The sequence below is a fragment of the Aequorivita viscosa genome, from assembly GCF_900106795.1.
GTDB lineage: Bacteria > Bacteroidota > Bacteroidia > Flavobacteriales > Flavobacteriaceae > Aequorivita > Aequorivita viscosa.
This window is the reverse complement of record NZ_FNNS01000006.1, coordinates 147,297-166,751: the sequence shown is the minus strand read 5'-3', so window position 1 is coordinate 166,751 and position 19,455 is coordinate 147,297. Positions and strand designations below refer to the sequence as shown.

General features: G+C 36.4%; 21 protein-coding genes. 12 read left to right on the top strand and 9 right to left on the bottom strand.

Annotation, left to right across the window (positions count from 1 at the left end):
* The first annotated feature begins 87 nt into the window (after positions 1-87).
* The gene (locus BLW28_RS05295; protein WP_073215645.1) at positions 88-411 is read left to right on the top strand and encodes a hypothetical protein; all 324 of its coding nucleotides are present in this window, start codon (positions 88-90) and stop codon (positions 409-411) included.
* A 29-nt stretch (positions 412-440) separates the two neighbouring features.
* Here the strand turns inward: BLW28_RS05295 and BLW28_RS05290 are convergent, their stop codons facing one another.
* The gene (locus BLW28_RS05290; protein WP_073215648.1) at positions 441-1,076 is read right to left on the bottom strand and encodes a 2OG-Fe(II) oxygenase; all 636 of its coding nucleotides are present in this window, start codon (positions 1,074-1,076) and stop codon (positions 441-443) included.
* A 164-nt stretch (positions 1,077-1,240) separates the two neighbouring features.
* Here BLW28_RS05290 and BLW28_RS05285 point away from each other — a divergent pair, with 164 nt between their 5' ends.
* Positions 1,241-1,690 carry a 6-pyruvoyl trahydropterin synthase family protein gene (locus BLW28_RS05285; RefSeq protein WP_073215651.1) on the top strand — a complete coding sequence of 150 codons (450 nt, stop codon included), beginning with the start codon at positions 1,241-1,243 and terminating at the stop codon, positions 1,688-1,690.
* A gap of 54 nt (positions 1,691-1,744) precedes the next feature.
* A complete protein-coding gene (locus BLW28_RS05280; protein ID WP_073215654.1) occupies positions 1,745-2,503 on the top strand; it encodes a UDP-2,3-diacylglucosamine diphosphatase in 759 nt (252 codons plus the stop codon).
* 97 nt (positions 2,504-2,600) lie between these two features.
* On the opposite strand, the gene recJ is transcribed toward BLW28_RS05280, so the two are convergent.
* Entirely contained in the window at positions 2,601-4,292 is a 1,692-nt protein-coding gene (recJ, locus tag BLW28_RS05275; RefSeq protein ID WP_073215656.1) for a single-stranded-DNA-specific exonuclease RecJ, read from the bottom strand.
* 292 nt (positions 4,293-4,584) lie between these two features.
* Entirely contained in the window at positions 4,585-5,781 is a 1,197-nt protein-coding gene (locus tag BLW28_RS05270; RefSeq protein WP_073215659.1) for an ATP-binding protein, read from the bottom strand.
* Positions 5,782-6,081: 300 nt separating this feature from the next.
* Here BLW28_RS05270 and BLW28_RS05265 point away from each other — a divergent pair, with 300 nt between their 5' ends.
* Entirely contained in the window at positions 6,082-6,726 is a 645-nt protein-coding gene (locus tag BLW28_RS05265; protein WP_073215661.1) for a carboxymuconolactone decarboxylase family protein, read from the top strand.
* A 316-nt stretch (positions 6,727-7,042) separates the two neighbouring features.
* Here BLW28_RS05265 and rsmI read toward each other — a convergent pair whose 3' ends face one another.
* Both rsmI and BLW28_RS05255 read right to left on the bottom strand, forming a co-directional pair.
* Positions 7,043-7,714 carry a 16S rRNA (cytidine(1402)-2'-O)-methyltransferase gene (gene rsmI, locus BLW28_RS05260; protein ID WP_073215662.1) on the bottom strand — a complete coding sequence of 224 codons (672 nt, stop codon included), beginning with the start codon at positions 7,712-7,714 and terminating at the stop codon, positions 7,043-7,045.
* A 20-nt stretch (positions 7,715-7,734) separates the two neighbouring features.
* Complete coding sequence (locus tag BLW28_RS05255) at positions 7,735-8,562, bottom strand: hypothetical protein (RefSeq protein WP_073215663.1); 828 nt, start codon at positions 8,560-8,562, stop codon at positions 7,735-7,737.
* Positions 8,563-8,830: 268 nt separating this feature from the next.
* On the opposite strand from BLW28_RS05255, the gene BLW28_RS05250 reads away from it, so the two are divergent.
* From BLW28_RS05250 to BLW28_RS05235, 4 genes are all read left to right on the top strand, one after another.
* Entirely contained in the window at positions 8,831-9,511 is a 681-nt protein-coding gene (locus tag BLW28_RS05250) for a thymidine kinase (protein WP_073215664.1), read from the top strand.
* A gap of 54 nt (positions 9,512-9,565) precedes the next feature.
* Positions 9,566-10,675: an alanine racemase gene (alr, locus tag BLW28_RS05245; protein WP_073215666.1), complete on the top strand. Its 1,110-nt coding sequence runs from the start codon at positions 9,566-9,568 to the stop codon at positions 10,673-10,675.
* 83 nt (positions 10,676-10,758) lie between these two features.
* Positions 10,759-11,169 carry a large conductance mechanosensitive channel protein MscL gene (gene mscL / locus BLW28_RS05240; RefSeq protein ID WP_073215668.1) on the top strand — a complete coding sequence of 137 codons (411 nt, stop codon included), beginning with the start codon at positions 10,759-10,761 and terminating at the stop codon, positions 11,167-11,169.
* 141 nt (positions 11,170-11,310) lie between these two features.
* Positions 11,311-11,901 carry an N-acetylmuramoyl-L-alanine amidase family protein gene (locus BLW28_RS05235; protein ID WP_073215671.1) on the top strand — a complete coding sequence of 197 codons (591 nt, stop codon included), beginning with the start codon at positions 11,311-11,313 and terminating at the stop codon, positions 11,899-11,901.
* A gap of 199 nt (positions 11,902-12,100) precedes the next feature.
* Here the strand turns inward: BLW28_RS05235 and BLW28_RS05230 are convergent, their stop codons facing one another.
* On the bottom strand, positions 12,101-12,595 hold the full coding sequence (locus tag BLW28_RS05230; RefSeq protein ID WP_073215674.1) for a PIN domain-containing protein: 495 nt from the start codon (positions 12,593-12,595) through the stop codon (positions 12,101-12,103).
* Positions 12,595-12,855, bottom strand: a complete 261-nt coding sequence (locus BLW28_RS05225; RefSeq protein ID WP_073215676.1) for a UPF0175 family protein — start codon at positions 12,853-12,855, stop codon at positions 12,595-12,597. Before BLW28_RS05225 ends, BLW28_RS05230 begins: the two co-directional genes overlap by 1 nt.
* Positions 12,856-13,061: 206 nt before the next feature.
* Between BLW28_RS05225 and BLW28_RS05220 the strand changes: the two genes are divergently transcribed.
* The 4 genes from BLW28_RS05220 (at position 13,062) to BLW28_RS05205 (ending at position 17,535) form a co-directional block, all read left to right on the top strand.
* Positions 13,062-14,051: an aspartate-semialdehyde dehydrogenase gene (locus tag BLW28_RS05220; RefSeq protein WP_073215680.1), complete on the top strand. Its 990-nt coding sequence runs from the start codon at positions 13,062-13,064 to the stop codon at positions 14,049-14,051.
* A gap of 190 nt (positions 14,052-14,241) precedes the next feature.
* Complete coding sequence (locus BLW28_RS05215; protein ID WP_073215682.1) at positions 14,242-14,622, top strand: DoxX family membrane protein; 381 nt, start codon at positions 14,242-14,244, stop codon at positions 14,620-14,622.
* 118 nt (positions 14,623-14,740) lie between these two features.
* Positions 14,741-16,888, top strand: a complete 2,148-nt coding sequence (locus BLW28_RS05210; protein WP_073215685.1) for a prolyl oligopeptidase family serine peptidase — start codon at positions 14,741-14,743, stop codon at positions 16,886-16,888.
* A gap of 170 nt (positions 16,889-17,058) precedes the next feature.
* Entirely contained in the window at positions 17,059-17,535 is a 477-nt protein-coding gene (locus BLW28_RS05205) for a hypothetical protein (RefSeq protein ID WP_073215689.1), read from the top strand.
* A gap of 12 nt (positions 17,536-17,547) precedes the next feature.
* Here BLW28_RS05205 and BLW28_RS05200 read toward each other — a convergent pair whose 3' ends face one another.
* Positions 17,548-18,552 carry an NAD(P)H-dependent glycerol-3-phosphate dehydrogenase gene (locus BLW28_RS05200; protein WP_073215692.1) on the bottom strand — a complete coding sequence of 335 codons (1,005 nt, stop codon included), beginning with the start codon at positions 18,550-18,552 and terminating at the stop codon, positions 17,548-17,550.
* A gap of 251 nt (positions 18,553-18,803) precedes the next feature.
* Entirely contained in the window at positions 18,804-19,427 is a 624-nt protein-coding gene (nadD, locus tag BLW28_RS05195) for a nicotinate (nicotinamide) nucleotide adenylyltransferase (protein WP_073215696.1), read from the bottom strand.
* Between the last annotated feature and the right edge of the window lie 28 nt (positions 19,428-19,455).

The following is a 19,455-nucleotide window of genomic DNA, read 5'->3' as shown; positions in this document are numbered from 1 at the left end:
TGGTGTTTTTATAGGAGAAAGAAGAACAAAGAAGAAAGAGCAAAGAACAAAGAGCAAAAGTAGAGAATCAAGAGTAGTTTTTTAATTTTGACTACTGATTTGAAAACGCCTTACGAAATATTCAAAAACAAGCCCGAGCTTCTCGAAAATCCCGAGGTTAAGAAACTCGTTTCCGAGTATGAGGAAGTTTGCGATACGCTTATAGATTTGCAGCAAGTTTCAGAAATGAGCAAGGAGAAATACTTGCAAATTTTGGTTCGTGAAATTCGTGAAAGTATTTCGATGGAATTGAATTGCGATTTGGAAGCTGAACGTTTTGGTGAAAGTGAACGCGTCAATTTTAAAAAAGCAACTGAAAACTTGCGAGATTATATAAATGATTACTGTCGCGATCACAAAATTTACCTTTAGGTATTTAGAGACTAGAGACAAAAAACTGCTTACCGTGTCTTCAACCAACCTGTAATACTCATTCGTTCCGATTCTTTTACAACTTTTACTTCGTGTTCTAAAATCTGGCTTTCAAAAATTACAACCCTTCCCGGAAGTGGTAAAACATCTAACGCGTCTTTTTCGGTGTAAATGGTAAGTTCGCCCCCGTTTTCCCGAGGCCAATTTGCTTCGTTTAAATAACAAACAATCGAAAGTTTTCGTCGGTCGTCGTTTTGAAACGTATCTAAATGTCGCTTATAAAACGTTCCTTTTGGGTAAACGGCATAATGAAATTCTTTGTGTAGGATTCCTAAAAAACACGTTTGATTCAAATAATTCACTAAGTTATTTATCTTATTAAAGAAAAGTGTTTCCGACTCGTTTGCGTTTTTTTCATCAATCCAAAAAATGAAATCGCCTCGAATTGTTTTATCTATTTCTTCATTTACACGATTCCCGATAGCCGATTTTTTAAACTTATCTGCTTCGTATTTTGCAACAAGTGAATTTCGCAAAACTTCAACTTCTTCTGAAGAAAAAAAGTCGTTTACAATGCTGTATTGTTGAGTGATTAAATCGTTGATAATTGATTCAAACAGCTGATTCTCAATGAAATTCAATTGTTCATAAAGTTCTTCGGTCATTTTCGATTATTTAAAAAGCTGGTTGTAAATGTAATGCAGAAATGGGTTCGATTTACATTTAGGTTTTATGTTTTTTACTCGAATTAAAGAGGAGTTTTATCTCATAAATTTCAAGTCTAACCGAAGGAAAAGAAAGTTGTATCTTTGTCGTCCAATTTTTAGCAATGAAACAAATTCGAATTACCAAGATTTTTTCTTTTGAAACGGGCCACGCACTTTTTGGCTACGATGGCAAATGTAGGAACGTGCACGGACACAGCTACAAGCTTTCTGTAACAGTTATTGGAAGCCCAATTTCGGATAGCAATAATGTGAAATTTGGAATGGTGATAGACTTTAGCGATCTGAAAAAAATTGTAAAAGAAGAAATCGTGGATGTTTTTGATCACGCCACAGTTTTCAACAAAAACACACCGCACGTTCATTTGGCAAAGGAATTGAGTGATCGCGATCACAGTGTGCTGTTGGTAGATTATCAACCAACCAGCGAAATGATGGTGATTGATTTTTCAGAAAAAATAGCAAAACGTTTGCCTGAAAGTATAAAGTTGCATTCCCTTAGACTTCAAGAAACTGATAGCAGTTATGCAGAGTGGTATGCTTCGGATAATTAAATTTACATTGGTGCCCAGAACGTAGCTGAAGGATCTTTTTCTATATATTTGAATATGCAAATTCCACAAGGCAAGAAAATTTATTTTTCCAGCGATAATCATCTTGGAGCTCCAACGTATGCCGAGAGTCGACCGCGGGAAAAGATTTTTGTTGAATGGTTGGATACCATAAAACACGATGCGGAAGCGATATTTCTGCTTGGCGACCTGTTTGATTTTTGGTTTGAATACAAAACTGTTGTTCCAAAAGGATTTGTTAGAACACTAGGGAAATTGGCAGAATTACGAGACAGTGGGATTCAAATTTATTTTTTTGTTGGAAATCACGATTTGTGGATGCACGATTATTTTGAAACCGAACTCAACATTCCAGTTTTTCACAATCCGAAAGAATTTACATTCAATAACAAGCATTTCTTTGTAGGTCACGGCGATGGAAAAGGACCAGGCGACAAAGGATACAAACGGATGAAAAGAGTTTTTACCAATCCCGCTTCAAAATGGTTTTTTCGTTGGTTACATCCTGATATCGGAGTCCGACTTGCCCAACATCTTTCGGTAAAGAACAAGCTGATTTCTGGTGATGATGATAAAGAATTCCTAGGTGAAGAAAAAGAGTGGTTGGCGCAATACGCAAAGCGAAAATTGGAAAGCAAGCACTATGATTATTTCATATTCGGACATCGCCATTTACCAATGGAAATCAAGGTGGGAGAAAAATCAACTTACTTCAACCTTGGCGATTGGATTAACTTTTTCACCTACGGAGTTTTTGATGGCGAAAAATTTGAGTTGAAAGAATTTAAGGAATAAATTTCTGTAAACTCAAGATTTCCTTCGATGTATCGAAGACAAAGACACTTCCTGCAAGGTTTTCAAAACTTAGTAGGTCTTTAAACTAATTGTCAAATCACTCCCGAATATCCTTCAACCGAAGTTGTAAACTCACATTCCCCTGCCATTCATTTTCATCGATGCTGTAAACTGCTTTAAATGGTTTACCGTTACAAGCTATGTCGCTTTTATCTGCCATTCCAAATCCAATTCCCGTAAATTGATTTGAGTTTCCTTGTTTTACTACAACTCGTAAATGCAATTCATCTTTGCCTACACATTTTCCGAAGCCCGTATCCATTAAGTTTTGAGTCATAAAAGTAGGGGTCATATTTCCAGGGCCAAATGGGCCGAATTGTTTTAATATTCGGTAAAATTTAGGGGTAATATCATTCAAATTTATCTCGGCATCGATGCTAATTTCTGGAGAGAGCAGTCTGGGCTCTATAGTTTCTGAAACCACACGTTCAAATGCGGCTTTAAATTTTTCAAAATCTTCTTCAAGTAAGGTTAGTCCTGCGGCATACTTATGTCCTCCGAATTGTTCAATATGTTCCGAACAACTTTCTAATGCATTATAAACATCGAAATCTTTTACGGAACGGGCAGAGGCTGCCAACCTTTCACCGCTCTTGGTAAAAACTAAGGTAGGTCGATAATAAGTTTCTGTTAATCGCGAAGCTACAATTCCAATAACGCCTTTGTGCCAATCTTCTTGATAGACAACTGTTGTCATTTTTTCTTCTTCCTTATTTTCGATAATTTGCTGCAAGGCTTCCTCGGTAATTCGTTTGTCCGCTTCTCTTCGATCTGTGTTATAGGTTTCAATTTCGGCAGCGTACATTTCGGCCTTTTCTGAATCGGTTTCTGTGAGCAATGTTACCGCGTGATTTCCGTGTTTCATCCTTCCAGCGGCGTTGATGCGTGGGGCGATAATAAACACTACATCTGTAATTGTAAGAGTTTCTTTTTTGATTTGGTTTAAAATGGCTTTAAAACCAGTTCGAGGGTAACTGTTTATAACTTTTAAACCGTAAAAGGCAAGCACTCTATTTTCTCCTGTTATAGGCACAATATCCGCACCAATAGCGGTGGCAACCAAATCGAGATAAGGTAGCAAGTCGTTTATTTGTAAACCCCGTTTTTCAGCTAAGGCTTGAATCAATTTAAAACCAACCCCGCACCCACAGAGTTCCTTGTAGGGGTATTTACAATCATCGCGTTTTGGATCTAAGACCGCAACAGCTTTCGGAATTTCACTCCCTGGTCGGTGGTGATCGCAAATAATGAAATCGATGTTTTTTTTGGAAGCATACGCAACCTTGTCAATAGCCTTAATGCCACAATCTAGTGCAATAATTAAGGTGAAATCATTGTCGTGGGCAAAATCAATTCCTTTGTATGAAATGCCATACCCTTCGTCATAACGATCCGGTATGTATGTTGAAACATCGGGATAATAACTTTTCAGAAAAGAAGAAAGTAAGGCAACACTGGTGGTTCCATCTACGTCATAATCGCCATAAACCATAATGTTCTCTCCTTCGGCTATGGCTTTTTCAATTCGCCATACGGCCTTGTCCATATCTTTCATTAAATACGGATCGTGTAGATCTTCTAAACTCGGACGGAAAAACTTTTGAGCTTCTTCAAAAGTTTTCACACCACGTTGCACTAAAAGTAAGGCAATTATCGGCTCGACCCTCAAGGCACTTGAGAGTGATTTCACCTTTTCAGAATCAGGTTTTGGTTTTAGAGTCCAGCGCATATACTTCGTAAATTCTATTTTTTAAAGATACAAATTCCAGAAATGGGTTGATTTTGACTTATAATCAAAAGGGGAGAGTTGTAAAATTACAAAATTATGATAATTGTTTACGCTCTTTCTCCTTTACAAAGCGGGGTTTATTTTCTGAAGACATCAAATAGTGTGTTTAGATTGCTGAAGAATTGATTTTTTCTTGGTATTTGGTATTTCGGCTCCGCTCAGTGACCTAAATAGGATGACAGATTTAATTTTTCGGACTAGCTTTTGGAATTTGGGTTTTGGTATTTCAATATCAATAAAGCATCCCAAAAAGATATAAGGGAATAATGTTCAATGCCCCAATTTCAATATCATCCCGAAGTACGAAAGCATCTTTTATGCCTGTAATCTGTTGCGTGGTTTTGTTCTTACCTCCAATTTCAATAGTGTATTTTCGGTTGACAATAAAATCTCCTTTTGGAGCCAAATGTATTTCGTAGTTGTGTTTTAGTTGGTTGGCGAAAAAAGTTTCTCTTAAAGTGCCCTGTTCTATTTGACTTTGACCCAATGCATAAATCAGATTTGTATTATTTAGGTACAGTTTTTCAGGTTTCGTAAATGCACCGATTCCTTTTGAAGGCGTAAAAAACTCGTGTATAAGTTCGGCACGGTCTAATATTTTCAGCGAATTCAATAAGAAATTTCTTGAAAACCCCAAGCGTTCACTCAGTTTGGAGACATTGGGGGTGAATGGCGCACTTTGAGCGATGGCGACAAGGAGCTTCTTTATTTTTCGGCTTTCCTGGAATGGGATGTTTTCTACCGAACTTACGTCCACTTCAAGCATTAGGTTAACGGTGTCCAAAAGTTTGGGATAATATCGCTCGATACCCTCAAAACTATAGGGATAGCAACCATATTTTAAATACTCATTAAATTCAGCAATGGGAAATTCTACCTGTTTTTTACACGCTAAAGCGACTTCCTTTTGGTTGTTCAGGATGTGTTCAAAATCAAAAGCAGGCAAATCCAGTTTGTGTTTTATGTTTAAATATTCCCGAAACGATATCTCCTTCAAGATATATTTGACTGCACGCCGACTCAAGTCGGATTCGCCTTTGTTTATTTCAAGAATTGAAGAAGATGTAAATACCACTTTTAGTGAAGGTAATTGGTCGTAGATTAATTTTAGCTCGCGAGACCAGTTGGGGTATTTGTGGACTTCATCCAAAAATAAATGAGTTCCTCCTTGTAAAGCAAATTCCTCCGCCAAACCTATCAATGTGTGATTCATAAAGTATAAGTTGTCCAACGAAGTGTACAGCGGCTTTTCTGATTCCGTAAGATGAAATTTTATCCGTTGTAACAATAATGTCGTTTTCCCGGAACCACGGGCACCTTTTACGCCAATGAGCCTTTGTGACCAATCTATCTGTGCCAATAGATACCGCTCTTGACGAATGTTTAAATTGTCAAGGATACGTTCACTTAAAATAATTAACTCTCGCATATTGTTGTTCGTGAAGAACAAATATATTAAAAATTGTTTTTATTGAAAAACAAAAAAGAATTAATATTGTTTTTGACCGAAAACATATATGGTGGTCAAATCATTTCTTCCCAGTAATCACAATGTCAATATTCCCGCGGATAGCTTGCTCTCTAGATGTTTTACAAAATGAGCTGATATTTTCAGTAGTTTGTGTTTAGATTGCTGAACATTTAAATGCATTTTTGGAATTTGGTGCTTGTCTTTTGGTATTTGCCATTGGTAATTCCTATCTTCGGGTAAAATAATTTAAAATCACCGATGCCATTAGTAACTCCACTGTCCCCAAACCACGACGCAGACACCAAACAACTAGCCGAATTTTTCAACGAAACACTTGGTTTTTGTCCAAATAGTGTGCTCACAATGCAGCATCGCCCAGCCATAAGTAAGGCGTTTATCAATCTCAATAAAGCCGTTATGGCAAATGAAGGTCGTGTTACTTCAGCCTTAAAAAGAATGATTGCTTGGGTAAGTAGTAATGCTACTGGGTGTCGTTATTGCCAAGCCCACGCAATTCGCGCGGCAGAACGCTACGGAGCAGAGCAGGAGCAACTCGACAATATCTGGGAATACCGCACGCATCCAGCATTTTCGGACGCCGAGCGCGCTGCACTTGATTTTTCTCTGGCAGCCAGCCAGGTGCCAAATGCTGTTGATGATGAAATAAAACAAAGACTTTACAAATACTGGAATGAGGGTGAGATTGTGGAAATGCTCGGCGTTATTTCACTCTTCGGTTACTTAAACCGATGGAACGACTCCATGGGAACCTCAATTGAAGAAGGTGCTGTAGAAAGCGGTGAGCAGTATCTCGGAAAGCACGGGTGGAATAAAGGGAAACATATTCAGTTCCCATGGATTATGGTGGTTGTTTTAAAAAATCAAGAAATTTTTTCTTCTTGATTTTTTAAAACTTTCCGTTGCGTTGTTAAAAAGAGGGTGCTGTAGAAAGCGGTGAGCAGTATCTCGGAAAGCACGGATGGAATAAAGGGAAACATATTCAGTTCCCATGGATTATGGTGGTTGTTTTAAAAAATCAAGAAATTTTTTCTTCTTGTTTTTTTAAAACTTTCCGTTGCGTTGTTAAAATGAAGGCGCTGTAGAAAGCGGTGAGCAGTATCTCGGAAAGCACGGGTGGAATAAAGGGAAACATGGGTGATTTATGATTTTAGATTCACGACTTACGATTTTAGATTTCTAAATATTGAAAAGTGAATTTCTACTTCTTCCCAGCAACTACAATCACAATCTCCCCCTTGGGTGGCTTATTTTCAAAATGCTTTAAAACTTCTTCAGCAGTTCCGCGAACAGTTTCTTCGTGAAGTTTTGATATTTCACGCGAAACAGAAACTTGTCTATCAGCCCCAAAATATTCAATAAACTGAGCCAGGGTTTTAAGTAGCTTATGCGGTGATTCGTAAAAAATCATAGTTCGGGTCTCTTCAGCTAAAAGCTCAAACCTTGTTTGTCGTCCTTTTTTTACGGGAAGAAATCCTTCAAAAATAAATTTGTCATTGGGGAAGCCACTGTTTACTAATGCTGGGACAAAAGCCGTAGCACCAGGTAAACAATCAACTTCAATTCCTGCTTCCACGCAGGCGCGTGTAAGTAAAAATCCAGGATCGCTTATTGCAGGAGTTCCCGCATCGCTGATAAGTGCAATATTGTCGCCTCCCTGAATTCGCTTTACAATACCCTCAACTGTCCTGTGCTCATTGTGCATATGGTGGGAATGCATTTGTGTGGATATGTCGTAATGTTTTAGCAATTTCCCGCTGGTTCGAGTGTCTTCAGCAAGTATTAAATCTACTTCCTTCAACACTTCGATGGCGCGGAAAGTCATGTCTTTTAAATTACCAATGGGCGTGGGTACCAAATATAGTTTTCCCATAAATTAGTTTACGGATATTATCAATTAAAACTTCTTTCTATAATAGCCATAAAACGATTACTATATTCCTCTTTATTTTCCCAATTATTATAATCTGGTTTTACTTTTTGGTTAATGAAACTATGTGCTTCTTCGTAGTTATCCAAGGTGTTAATTTGAGAAAGTACCCGAGTGTAATCCTCAGTTTGCCCTTCAAAAAGGTGTTTTATAAATGCCAAACGATCATTTAGACCAATATTTAGTCCTTTGTTTAAGGTATCGTTTAAAGATTTTTTTCGGGTATCAGTAAAATTACTACTCGGCGTCTTTGTCCCGGTAGGAGGTGGGGTGTGTTGTTGAACTTGCTTTCGTTCAAATTCGGGCGTTGTTTGATAATTTGCGGCAAATTCTTCTAAATCATTTTTCGTGAATTTTTTCTCCTCAACTTTCTTCTCAATAGGCTCAGCTGCTGGTTCTTCAACTTTCTCTTCTACTGCAGTTTGTTTATTGCTTTTAGGAAGCATTTCGTCCAACAATCCATCAATACGTTCACTTTCTTCAGGCATTTGTGCCACAATATCCTTTATTTTTTCCATTAAAGGCTCTATAAGGTCCTCCTTATGTTCTGGTTGTGGAACAGGTTCGGGCTCGGTAAACCAATTTTCTTCGCGAAAGCTTTTTGAATCAAGTGATTCTTTATGTCCTACTTCGGGAATATCTTCAAGTTGATTTTCGAGATATTCAAGCACTGTCAGTTTTTCGTGAAGTTCTATCACCAATTTTCTCATTGAGGAGGTTTCGAACGTTCTTTCTTTTTCTAAAATCTGATTTGCTAGCATTATCAAGTGCTCACGGAGTTTCTTTTTCATTTTGACTGAATATTTATCTTATAAGAAATAAGGTCTGCGTTATAAAATTTTTGTTCAAAATTTAATAACGTAAAGGGCATTCCATATCTTTTTAAATTAAACTGAAATTCTATTTTGTTTTTATAAATTTACGCATCCTTTATGTAAACGTCAACTTTTTTTGTTTTCCTGCGTAAACGTTTTGTTATGTGTCAGTTGCAAACAATTCTCAAGTTGAACATTCATTTAGAAATAATGTGATGCTGAATGTTTCGCGTAAATTTAAACTATGTTTCTCGAAAATACCGTAAATCAGAAAGAACAATTTGGTTGGATTGAGGTTATCTGTGGTTCTATGTTTTCAGGAAAAACAGAAGAACTAATCAGAAGACTTAAGCGCGCTCAATTTGCGCGTCAGAGAGTTGAGATTTTCACTCCCTCCGTAGATACTCGCTACGCCGAAGATGCCGTGACTAGCCACGATCGTAATCAAATTCGTTCTACTCCTGTGCCAGCAGCAGCGAACATCCCTATTTTTGCTGATGGCTGTGATGTTGTGGGTATTGACGAAGCTCAGTTTTTTGATGACGAAATTGTAAAGGTTTGTAATGACCTTGCCAATCGTGGCGTCCGGGTGATTGTTGCTGGGTTGGATATGGATTTTAAAGGCAATCCCTTTGGACCTATGCCTGCTTTAATGGCAACTGCCGAGTATGTAACTAAAGTTCACGCTGTTTGTACCCGTACCGGCAATCTCGCGCATTATAGTTATCGAAAAGCGAAAAGTGAAGCTCTTGTGCTTCTAGGTGAAACTGAAGAATATGAACCATTAAGCCGAGCAGCATTTTTTAAAGCTTCTATGCGAGACAAAACTGCAAAGCAAGAAAAAAAAGGAACCGAGAATCTTTTTTCTAATTCTGAATCTAATACTCCTGAAAAAACAGACATTCAAGATAGTCCTTCCACTTGAGCGATTAATTTATTGATCCATAGAATTAATTGAAATTAAAGACCCCACTTTTAAATGCCTAAAGCCACCGACACTATATTGGAGCTAGACTTAAATGCTCTTGATAATAATTACAAATACATAATTTCCAAAATCTCCCCAGCTACAAAACTATTGGCTGTAGTTAAAGCTTTCGCATATGGAAGCGATTCGGTCGCTATTGCAAAAGAATTAGAAACTCTAAATGTAGATTATTTTGCGGTTGCATATACGACAGAAGGAGTGGCATTGCGAGATGCTCAAATTAAAACCCCAATTTTGGTTCTTCATCCAGTGCCAGCCAATTTTGAAGAAACTGTGAATCGTTGTTTAGAACCCAGTATCTATTCAAAGAAAATATTAAAAGAGTTTATAGCTGTTGCCGAATCGAAAAATCAAATTGACTACCCTATTCATCTAAAGTTTGATACTGGGTTAAACCGATTGGGCTTTGAGATAAACGAGATTCCTTTTATTGCTGAAATGCTATCAAAAACCAACAGTGTTAAAGTGAAATCAGCTTTTTCACACTTGGCCGCGAGTGAAGATTTAAGTGAAAAAGATTTTTCTGTGGGACAAATAAATAGTTTTAGAAAAATATCTGAACAATTGACTTCCCAAATAGGATATAAACCGTTGCTTCACTGTTCAAATACTTCGGGCATTTTAAATTATCCCGAAGCCCATTTTGATATGGTGCGTTCGGGAATAGGACTTTATGGCTTTGGAAATGATAAAGAACACAATAAACACCTGAAGCCGATTGGCACGCTAAAAACCATTATTTCCCAAATTCATAATGTGGCAGAAGGAGAGAGTGTTGGTTATAACCGAGGTTTTTTTGCATCAAAACCAACCCGATCGGCTACACTGCCTATTGGTCATGCCGACGGAATCCCACGATCTTACGGGAAAGGAAAAGGTTGGGTGACTATTAATGACAAAAAAGCTCCAATTTTAGGAAATGTCTGTATGGATATGATTATGGTCGATGTAACTCATATTGAATGTGAAGAAGGCGATGAAGCCATAGTTTTTGGTCCCTCTGCTAAAGCTGATGAATTGTCTGCCGCAATTAATTCTATTTCGTATGAATTGATTACCGCTATTTCTCAACGAGTTAAAAGGGTTGTGTGTAGAAAATAGAGCATTCTGTTTTTAGATTCACATTAGTGATTTAATTATTTTCCCGTAGTTTTGCTAAATTATAACCCCTAAAACCAAATAATATGTTAAAAGAATTTAGAGATTTTATTATGACTGGCAACGTTATAGATCTTGCCGTTGCTGTAATTTTGGCTGGAGCTGTTAGTCTAGTAGTCAAAGGATTTACTAACGATATGGTTATGCCAGTTGTAGGTCATTTTACTGGAGGAATGGATTTTGCCGATCTTAAACTTGTTTTAGATGAAGCCGTAGTCGATGCCGATGGCGAAGTAACAAAACCTGAAAACGCTATAATGTGGGGACAATGGGTTAACTCTATTATAAACCTTGTAATTGTTGGTTTTGTATTGTTTATAATAGTTAAAGGATATTCTAAAGTACGTAAGAAAAAAGAAGCGGCTCCCGCTCCAGATCCAGGGCCATCCGAAAAAGATATCTTGATGGAAATTCGTGATGAACTCAGGAAAAAATAATTTTTTTAACTTAGTTAATATAATACAGTATTAACGCTGTTTATACTATAATCCTAAACCTTCTTTCAATTTATATGAAAGAGGGTTTTTTATTTAATTGAAAATCAATTACTTTTATTGAGCAGTTTATTAAATACACCTATGATACACTATTTAAAAATTTTCGGTTTAACATTATTGCTCTTCACATTCTCATTTTCGTATGCGGGTGAAAAAATTATAGTTATTGACTTAGGGCACGGCGGAAAAGATAATGGCGTTGAGGTAGAGGGCGTTTTTGAAAAAGATTTAGTTTTAGAAATCGCACAGAAAATTCAAGCTCTAACTGCCAATGCTGAGTTTAAAATCATTTTAACAAGAGAGTCGGATGTTTCTTTATCACTTAAAGATAGAGTGGATTACATCAAATCCTTAAATCCAGATTTTGTTATTTCGCTTCATATTAATGCAGATCCCAATACTCGTGTTAATGGATTCGATCTTTTTGTAAGTCCTCAAAATACTAAAAACCTAGAATCATTAGAATTGGCTGAAAGAATTGAAACCTCACTGTCTAAGGAGTTTACGAGCAATGGAATAAAGGAGTCTAATTTCTATATTCTAAAAAATGTAAATAGGGCATCAGTTACCCTTGAATTAGGTTATCTCAGCAATCCTGGAAATAGATATTTGTTAACTTCAGAATATGGACAGCATAGAATTGCTGAAGCTATATATAATGTATTAAAGTAAATCCTTAGTTTCAAAGGACAATCCGCTACACCACTAGTTTAACTCTAAACCCTTCAAAATAACCGCTAACAGTTTTGAAGGGTTCTTTTTTCGCGTTAATTCAGGGATAGCAGCAATGCAAGATGCAATTTTGTTTAAATAGGAAAGTATTTTTGAGACTTTTCACTTACCCGCTATTTCATTAATACTATCCTATACTTTATTGATTTATTTTCGTTTCGTGATGCTTTTCCAATAGCGAATTTATTAGTTCTATGGAATAATATCGATTGTGCTTCAGGAATTTTTCAAATATAGGTTTAAGATCCTTAATAATTCCCTTGCTTTTTGCGACTGACAGAATTCCAAGTGTACCGATACATTTTATATTAAAATTCTCAGCGATGTTTCGGGCTTTTTTATCATCAATAAGTAGAAAGTCGGCATCCAGTTCTCTATAGAGAGTCACAGATTCTGATTCTCCATAATCCATAACAAAAGTGAGTTCATTAAAGCCTTTGATATTGACAATTTTTGGTTTAAAGAAAAGTTCTATTTGCTCATAGAATCCGGTAGTTTTGTCTAAACTTATTTCTTCCCAAACAGCTTTTGATATTTTAACTTCATCAAAAAGATGATTCAACAATTCCAATTCATTAATAATTGCCAATGAAAAAATAGGTCCTGCATCCGCAATTACAATTCCGTTTTTCATTATGTCAACTTCTCCGAATCATTTAAAACATCTTCTTCCGTCAGGTTTGAAATGGGAATTTCGTTTTTTGAAAGCTCTATTTCAAATTCGAGTCTTGACAAACCTGAAAGTTGAGCGGCTTTCCCAATTGTGAGTTTTTGAAGTTTGTACAAATGGATGGCCAACATCAGTTTAATCCGCTTTTTCAATTCAGTTTCTGATTCATTCAGTGCCAGGAGAATGTCATTTGGAAAATCTAGTGATATTGTTTGAATACTCATCTCAATTAGTTTTACTTCCAAATTTAATCATTTTATGGTAATTTGTGGTATCTCGGTTTTTTGAACATGTGGCATAACAGTTTTGAAGGGTTCTTTTTTCGCGTTAATTCAGGGATATCAGCAATGCAAGATGTAATTTTGTTTTATGTAAAATATTCGAATACTTAGTAATTCGTTTTAAAGAGTGATTAATTAAAAGATTACATATGAAATTAGCACTGATTGGTGCCACCGGAATGGTTGGCGAAGTAATGTTAAAAGTCTTGGAAGAACGCAATTTTCCCGTAGATGAATTGTTATTAGTAGCTTCAGAAAAATCTATAGGAAAGGAAATTTCTTTTAGAGGGAAAGCTTTTAAAGTAATAGGTTTAGAAGAAGCGGTGGCTGCAAAACCCGATATAGCCCTTTTTTCTGCTGGTGGTGCTACTTCTCTTAAATGGGCCCCTAAATTTGCCGAGGCTGGAACAACCGTAATTGATAATTCCTCCGCGTGGCGAATGGAACCCGATAAAAAACTGATAGTTCCCGAAATTAATGCGCATCTACTAACAGAAGATGATAAAATAATAGCCAACCCAAATTGCTCTACAATTCAATTGGTGATGGCTTTGGCGCCTCTTCACAAAAAATATAAAATGAAAAGAGTGGTGGTTTCAACCTACCAATCGGTTTCTGGTACTGGTGTGAAAGCAGTTCAGCAATTGGAAAATGAAATCGTTGGTACAAAAGGTGAAATGGCTTACCCGTATCCTATTCACAAAAATGCACTTCCGCATTGTGATGTTTTTGAGGATAACGGATACACTAAAGAAGAAATGAAATTAGCTCGCGAACCTCAAAAAATATTTGATGACCGTAGTTTTTCAGTAACGGCAACCGCAGTGCGAATCCCAACCATAGGTGGGCATAGCGAAGCCGTAAACGTAGAGTTTATAAATGATTTTGACCTAAGTGAAGTTAGAATGATGCTACATAAAACCTCAGGAATTAAACTGCAGGACAATCCAGACACCAATACGTATCCTATGCCTTTTTATGCACATGGGAAAGATGAAGTATTTGTAGGGCGACTCCGACGGGATGAAACGCAACCGAATACCCTAAATATGTGGGTTGTAAGCGATAACCTTCGGAAAGGCGCAGCGACAAATGCAATTCAAATTGCTGAATACTTAATAGAAAAGAAGTTGGTTTAACTTTTTGATGCTAGCTTACCTTATTTTTAATGAATATTTGAGTTCGTAAATTCGCAAAAAGTATTGATTAAATCGATTAAATTAATAATCCATTGCGGTAATTAATGTTTTATTAAAAACATTTAGGCAAAAAGTAGGGGTTGGTGTTATTTTGATTATATTTAAGGAATTAACCTTAAACTAATCCCTCATGAACTCTACTTTTACAAAAATTATCAGGCTCATTTTAGGTTTAGGCTTACTTTTCTTTGGAATTAGTAAGCTAGTTCACTTTAACTTCATGCCAGTTCATATCTATACTGGTGATGCAGCTCTTTTTATAGACTCCCTTAGTAACTCAGGTTATATTTTAAAAGTTGTTGCTGTTTTTGAAGTTTTTATCGGCTTAATGCTAGTATTTGGAAAATGGGTGCCCTTTGCACTGCTTTTATTGGCGCCAATTTCAGTAAATATTTTACTTTTTCACCTGTTCTTGGACACCCCAGGGCTTCTAATAGCTATCGTCGTAATAGTATTAAATATTATCCTCATCTATAAACATTGGAGGGTGTACCGATTGTTATTTAGATGAGAAAAAATGTACAGTAATTTAAAAATGGCTTCTATTAAGGAAGCCTTTTTTCAATTTAACCTTATTTACTTTCAATATAAAAAACAGTACATTTACACCTACTTAAGTTGAAAAAAATATGAAAATTACAATTATCCCGGCAATTTTGGTACTTGCACTTATTGGCTGTAAAGAAGAGCCTAAAAAAGAAACACTTTCCTTGAACTATCCACAGACAAAAAAGGTCGACACAGTAGACACTTATTTTGGTGTTGAAGTAAAAGACTCCTACCGTTGGCTAGAAGATGATCGAAGCCCTGAAACTGAAGAATGGGTTAAAGAACAAAACAAGGTTACTTATGATTACTTAAATACTATTCCGTTTCGTGCAGAATTAAAAGAACGCCTTTCGGGCCTCTGGAATTATGAAAAAGTAGGAGCACCATTTCAAAAAGGGGATTACACCTATTTTTATAAAAACGATGGCTTGCAAAACCAATTTGTACTATATCGTTACAAAACAGGAGAAAACCCAGATTCGGCAACCGTATTTTTAGATCCAAACACGTTTAAAGAAGATGGAACAGTTTCATTAGGTGAAACTAGTTTTTCTAAAGATGGAAGTAAATTAGCATACAGTATTTCTGAAGGCGGAAGCGACTGGCGTAAAGTTTTAGTTATGGATGCTGAAACTCGTGAATTAATTGGAGATACATTAAAAGATATCAAATTTAGTGGTCTTTCTTGGAAAGGCGAAGACGGATTTTATTACTCTAGCTACGATAAGCCAATAGGCAGTGAGCTTTCGGCAAAAACAGATCAACACAAAGTGTATTACCACAAAATGGGAACTCCACAGAGTGAAGATAAAGTAGTTTTTGGCGGTACTCCTGAAGAAAAGCATCGCTACATTGGAGCTTCGGTTACAGAAGATGATAAATATCTGGTAATAAGCGCAAGTGTTTCAACATCTGGAAACAAACTATTTATTAAAGATCTTGGTAAACCAGATTCAAAATTTGTAACAATCCTGAACGATACCGATTCCGATTCTTATGTATTAGAAAATGTAGGTTCAAAATTATATATCGTTACGAATAGAAATGCACCTAACAAGAAAATTGTTACTGTAGATGCAGCAACGCCGCAACCAGAAAATTGGAAAGATTTAATTCCTGAAACTGAAAATGTGCTTTCGCCAAGTACAGGTGGTGGCAATATATTCACTAACTATATGGTCGATGCTGTTTCAAAAGTGAAACAATACGATTATGACGGAAAATTAATTCGTGAAATTGAACTTCCAGGAGTAGGTTCTGCAGGGGGTTTTGGTGCGAAAAAAGAAGAAACCGAACTGTATTACTCGTTTACTAACTACGTAACTCCAGGTAGTATTTATAAATACGATATTGCAAGTGGTAACTCAGAATTATTTATAAAGCCTGAAATCGACTTTAATCCAGATAATTTTGAAAGCCAACAAGTTTTCTATACCTCCAAGGATGGAACAAAAGTACCAATGATTATTACCCACAAAAAAGGCCTAAAAATGGATGGTAAAAATCCAACAATCCTGTATGCCTACGGAGGGTTCAACATTAGTCTAACTCCAAGTTTTAGTATTGCCAATGCTGTATGGATGGAGCAAGGCGGTATCTATGCAGTTCCTAACCTTCGTGGCGGTGGTGAATACGGTAAAAAATGGCACGATGCTGGAACAAAGATGAGAAAACAAAACGTTTTTGACGACTTTATAGCAGCAGCACAATACTTAATCGACAATAACTTTACATCTAGCGATTACTTAGCAATTAGAGGAGGTTCTAACGGAGGTTTACTAGTTGGAGCAACAATGACTCAACGACCAGACTTAATGAAAGTAGCACTTCCTGCTGTTGGGGTTTTAGATATGCTGCGTTACCATACGTTTACTGCCGGAGCAGGTTGGGCGTATGACTACGGTACTGCAGAAGACAGTAAAGAAATGTTTGAATACTTAAAAGGGTATTCGCCACTACATAACGTAAAAGAAGGAGTGGAGTATCCAGCTACACTTATAACTACTGCCGATCATGATGATAGAGTAGTGCCAGCACACAGTTTTAAATTTGCTGCCGAATTACAGGCAAAACAAACAGGAAGCAACCCGGTTTTAATCCGAATTGAAACAGATGCTGGTCACGGTGCAGGAACTCCAGTGAGTAAAACTATTGAACAGTACGCAGATATTTACGGATTTACCCTTTTCAATATGGGGTATAAAGAATTGCCGAGCACTAGCAAGTAAAAAAATAATATAGCGCTAATAAAGTAATTTGAAAAAGTTAGAAAATGCCTCTTGATTAAATGCACTTTCTAACTTTTTCTTCTTTACGATAAACCAAGCGGTTCCCCACGAAAAATATTGGTTTTTAAACTTATTAATCAAATTTGAAGTGATGCTCTAAAAATATAAAGATGGAATCGAATTGGGATAAAAATATCAGCTCCTTTATTCAATTGGCCAACAATCATGAGGTAAGAATGATTATGGTCGGTAGCGGAGCAATGGGCTTTTATGGTGTAAAAAGTCATACTTCAGACGTGCATTTCTGGATAGCCGATACTTCTAAAAACTTGAGTATGCTAATGTTGGTTTTCAAGGAAATGAGCACTAACTTGACAGGTTTTTCTGCTCCTGTATTAATCCGAAAACAAGATATATCACTTCAGTTTTCATCTACTTCACCTAAACTTGAGTTGATTGCAAATTTTATTGTTAACAAATCCTTTTCTTGGGCTTATGACGATAGTGTTGAAGCCTTTTCATCACAAGACTCGAGTTTAAAATGGAAGGTTCTGGCATTAGAAGATTTGATTGTTTCTAAATCTAAACCTCAAAACATACAAGACAGGATAGATTTTGAAGCATTAAAACGAATTTATGGAGAGTAATTTTTCCGTCTATTAATCCAGTTTTTCCGTTAATTTTTTAAACACCTTTTTAGGGTCTTTGCCTTCATAAAGAATTTGATAAACAGCATCTATTATTGGGGTTTTAGCTTTTTTCTTACCCTTTTGTTGGTTTAGCTGATAGGCACTTTTCGTGGCATAATATCCTTCTGCAATTTGACTTAATTCAACTTGAGCACTTTTTACAGTGTAGCCTTTTCCTATCATGGTTCCAAACATTCTATTTCTACTAAAGATTGAATATCCGGTTACTAATAAATCACCTAAATAAGCGGAGTCATTGATGTCTCGTTTCATTTTATGCACTTTTTTCACGTACTTTTTCATCTCCCGAATGGCATTGCTCATTAGTACACTCTGAAAGTTATCTCCGTAGCCAAGTCCGTGTGCTATTCCCGCTGCTACAGCATAAATGTTTTTAAGCATGGCTGCGTACTCCGTTCCTAATACATCATCGCTTGTGGTGCATTTAATGTAATCACTTCTCAAAGCATCGGCAACTACCTCAGCCTTTTCATTGTCGGCACTTGCAATGGTTAAATATGATAATCTTTCAAGAGCAACCTCTTCTGCGTGGCAAGGACCAGAAATAACGCCAATATTATTAAAGGGAACTTTGTAATACGTATTAAAATGATCGCCAACAATCAGGCTGGTTTCCGGAACAATCCCTTTAATAGCAGAGAAAATGACTTTTTCTTCTAATGAAACTGTTAGTTTTTCAAGTTCCTGATGTAGAAATGCAGAGGGAATCACAAAAATGAGGTAATCCGCCCATAAAGCAGTTTCATCAATATTGTTGCTAAGTTTTAACTGGCCAAGGTCGAACTCTACAGCGCTTAGATAATTAGGATTATTACCGTGCTTCTTTAAATGGTCTATTGCGGAAGTGCTGCGCATATACCAACCCACTTCCTTTGCGTTTTCGCATAGCATTTTTACAATGGCAGTGGCCCAACTTCCTCCTCCAAACACTGCAAATTTTGGTTTGTCTGACATCTAGATAATTTAAAAATTATATTAATTTGGAAATTTACACCCATTGGTTTTGGGTTTGAGATAGTAGGCTTATGAGCCTATTTCCAATGTGATTTATTTCTCACTATTATACCCTTAAAATAGGATGGAATTTAATGATAAATCAAAAATACACAATTCTTACTGAAACTGTCAAGCACATTGTATAAGCAGCTTGTGAAATTTTAAGTACAACTCTTAGTTTATGAAAAAGTGAATAAACGAAAGGAGACTTATTTTCGGTAAAAATTCATTTCGTCCACATATTTCCATACTTCTTTAGTAAGCATAGGGCGTATGTTCTTTTTTTCTTTTACACCTTTTCTAATTAAAGTAGAAGATAGCTCAATTATCGGCGCGTTAACCATAGTTATCTTTTCGTGATAAACCCCTTTACCTCCTTCAACAGGAGTATAGAATTGGTTATCTATGACACCTTCTGAAATCCTTGGATACACGTAAATAGGATAGCGGTCTAGAATAACATCGTAGTTTTTCCATTTTGGAAAACTCTTTAAGTTGTCCTCACCCATGATTAAACAAAACTGTTGTCTCGGATATTTTTCTTCTAAGTGAACCAAGGTGTTTATGGTGTAATTGGGTTGCGGAAGTTTAAATTCAACATTACTAGCCCTTAGTTTGGGATAATCTTCAATTGCCATTTCGACCATGGCAAGCCTATGATAATCTTCTAGCAGATTCTTCTTTTTCTTATGAGGATTGTGCGGGGTAACTACAAACCAAACTTCATCCAAATCGCTATATTCTACAATATAATTGGCGATAATTAAATGCCCAATATGTATGGGATTGAACGTACCGAAGAAAAGCCCTATTTTTTTTGGTGATAATTTGATGGTGCTCTGAATTTAAAGTTTAATAACC

What these genes read in the sequence shown, in the direction of transcription:
- BLW28_RS05290 (WP_073215648.1), bottom strand. Translation starts at nt 1,076, where the DNA reads ATGACCGAAGAACTTTATGAACAATTGAATTTCATTGAGAATCAGCTG.
- BLW28_RS05285 (WP_073215651.1), top strand. Translation starts at nt 1,241, where the DNA reads ATGAAACAAATTCGAATTACCAAGATTTTTTCTTTTGAAACGGGCCAC.
- BLW28_RS05280 (WP_073215654.1), top strand. Translation starts at nt 1,745, where the DNA reads ATGCAAATTCCACAAGGCAAGAAAATTTATTTTTCCAGCGATAATCAT.
- recJ (WP_073215656.1), bottom strand. Translation starts at nt 4,292, where the DNA reads ATGCGCTGGACTCTAAAACCAAAACCTGATTCTGAAAAGGTGAAATCA.
- BLW28_RS05270 (WP_073215659.1), bottom strand. Translation starts at nt 5,781, where the DNA reads ATGCGAGAGTTAATTATTTTAAGTGAACGTATCCTTGACAATTTAAAC.
- BLW28_RS05265 (WP_073215661.1), top strand. Translation starts at nt 6,082, where the DNA reads ATGCCATTAGTAACTCCACTGTCCCCAAACCACGACGCAGACACCAAA.
- rsmI (WP_073215662.1), bottom strand. Translation starts at nt 7,714, where the DNA reads ATGGGAAAACTATATTTGGTACCCACGCCCATTGGTAATTTAAAAGAC.
- BLW28_RS05255 (WP_073215663.1), bottom strand. Translation starts at nt 8,562, where the DNA reads ATGAAAAAGAAACTCCGTGAGCACTTGATAATGCTAGCAAATCAGATT.
- BLW28_RS05250 (WP_073215664.1), top strand. Translation starts at nt 8,831, where the DNA reads ATGTTTCTCGAAAATACCGTAAATCAGAAAGAACAATTTGGTTGGATT.
- alr (WP_073215666.1), top strand. Translation starts at nt 9,566, where the DNA reads ATGCCTAAAGCCACCGACACTATATTGGAGCTAGACTTAAATGCTCTT.
- mscL (WP_073215668.1), top strand. Translation starts at nt 10,759, where the DNA reads ATGTTAAAAGAATTTAGAGATTTTATTATGACTGGCAACGTTATAGAT.
- BLW28_RS05235 (WP_073215671.1), top strand. Translation starts at nt 11,311, where the DNA reads ATGATACACTATTTAAAAATTTTCGGTTTAACATTATTGCTCTTCACA.
- BLW28_RS05230 (WP_073215674.1), bottom strand. Translation starts at nt 12,595, where the DNA reads ATGAAAAACGGAATTGTAATTGCGGATGCAGGACCTATTTTTTCATTG.
- BLW28_RS05225 (WP_073215676.1), bottom strand. Translation starts at nt 12,855, where the DNA reads ATGAGTATTCAAACAATATCACTAGATTTTCCAAATGACATTCTCCTG.
- BLW28_RS05220 (WP_073215680.1), top strand. Translation starts at nt 13,062, where the DNA reads ATGAAATTAGCACTGATTGGTGCCACCGGAATGGTTGGCGAAGTAATG.
- BLW28_RS05215 (WP_073215682.1), top strand. Translation starts at nt 14,242, where the DNA reads ATGAACTCTACTTTTACAAAAATTATCAGGCTCATTTTAGGTTTAGGC.
- BLW28_RS05210 (WP_073215685.1), top strand. Translation starts at nt 14,741, where the DNA reads ATGAAAATTACAATTATCCCGGCAATTTTGGTACTTGCACTTATTGGC.
- BLW28_RS05205 (WP_073215689.1), top strand. Translation starts at nt 17,059, where the DNA reads ATGGAATCGAATTGGGATAAAAATATCAGCTCCTTTATTCAATTGGCC.
- BLW28_RS05200 (WP_073215692.1), bottom strand. Translation starts at nt 18,552, where the DNA reads ATGTCAGACAAACCAAAATTTGCAGTGTTTGGAGGAGGAAGTTGGGCC.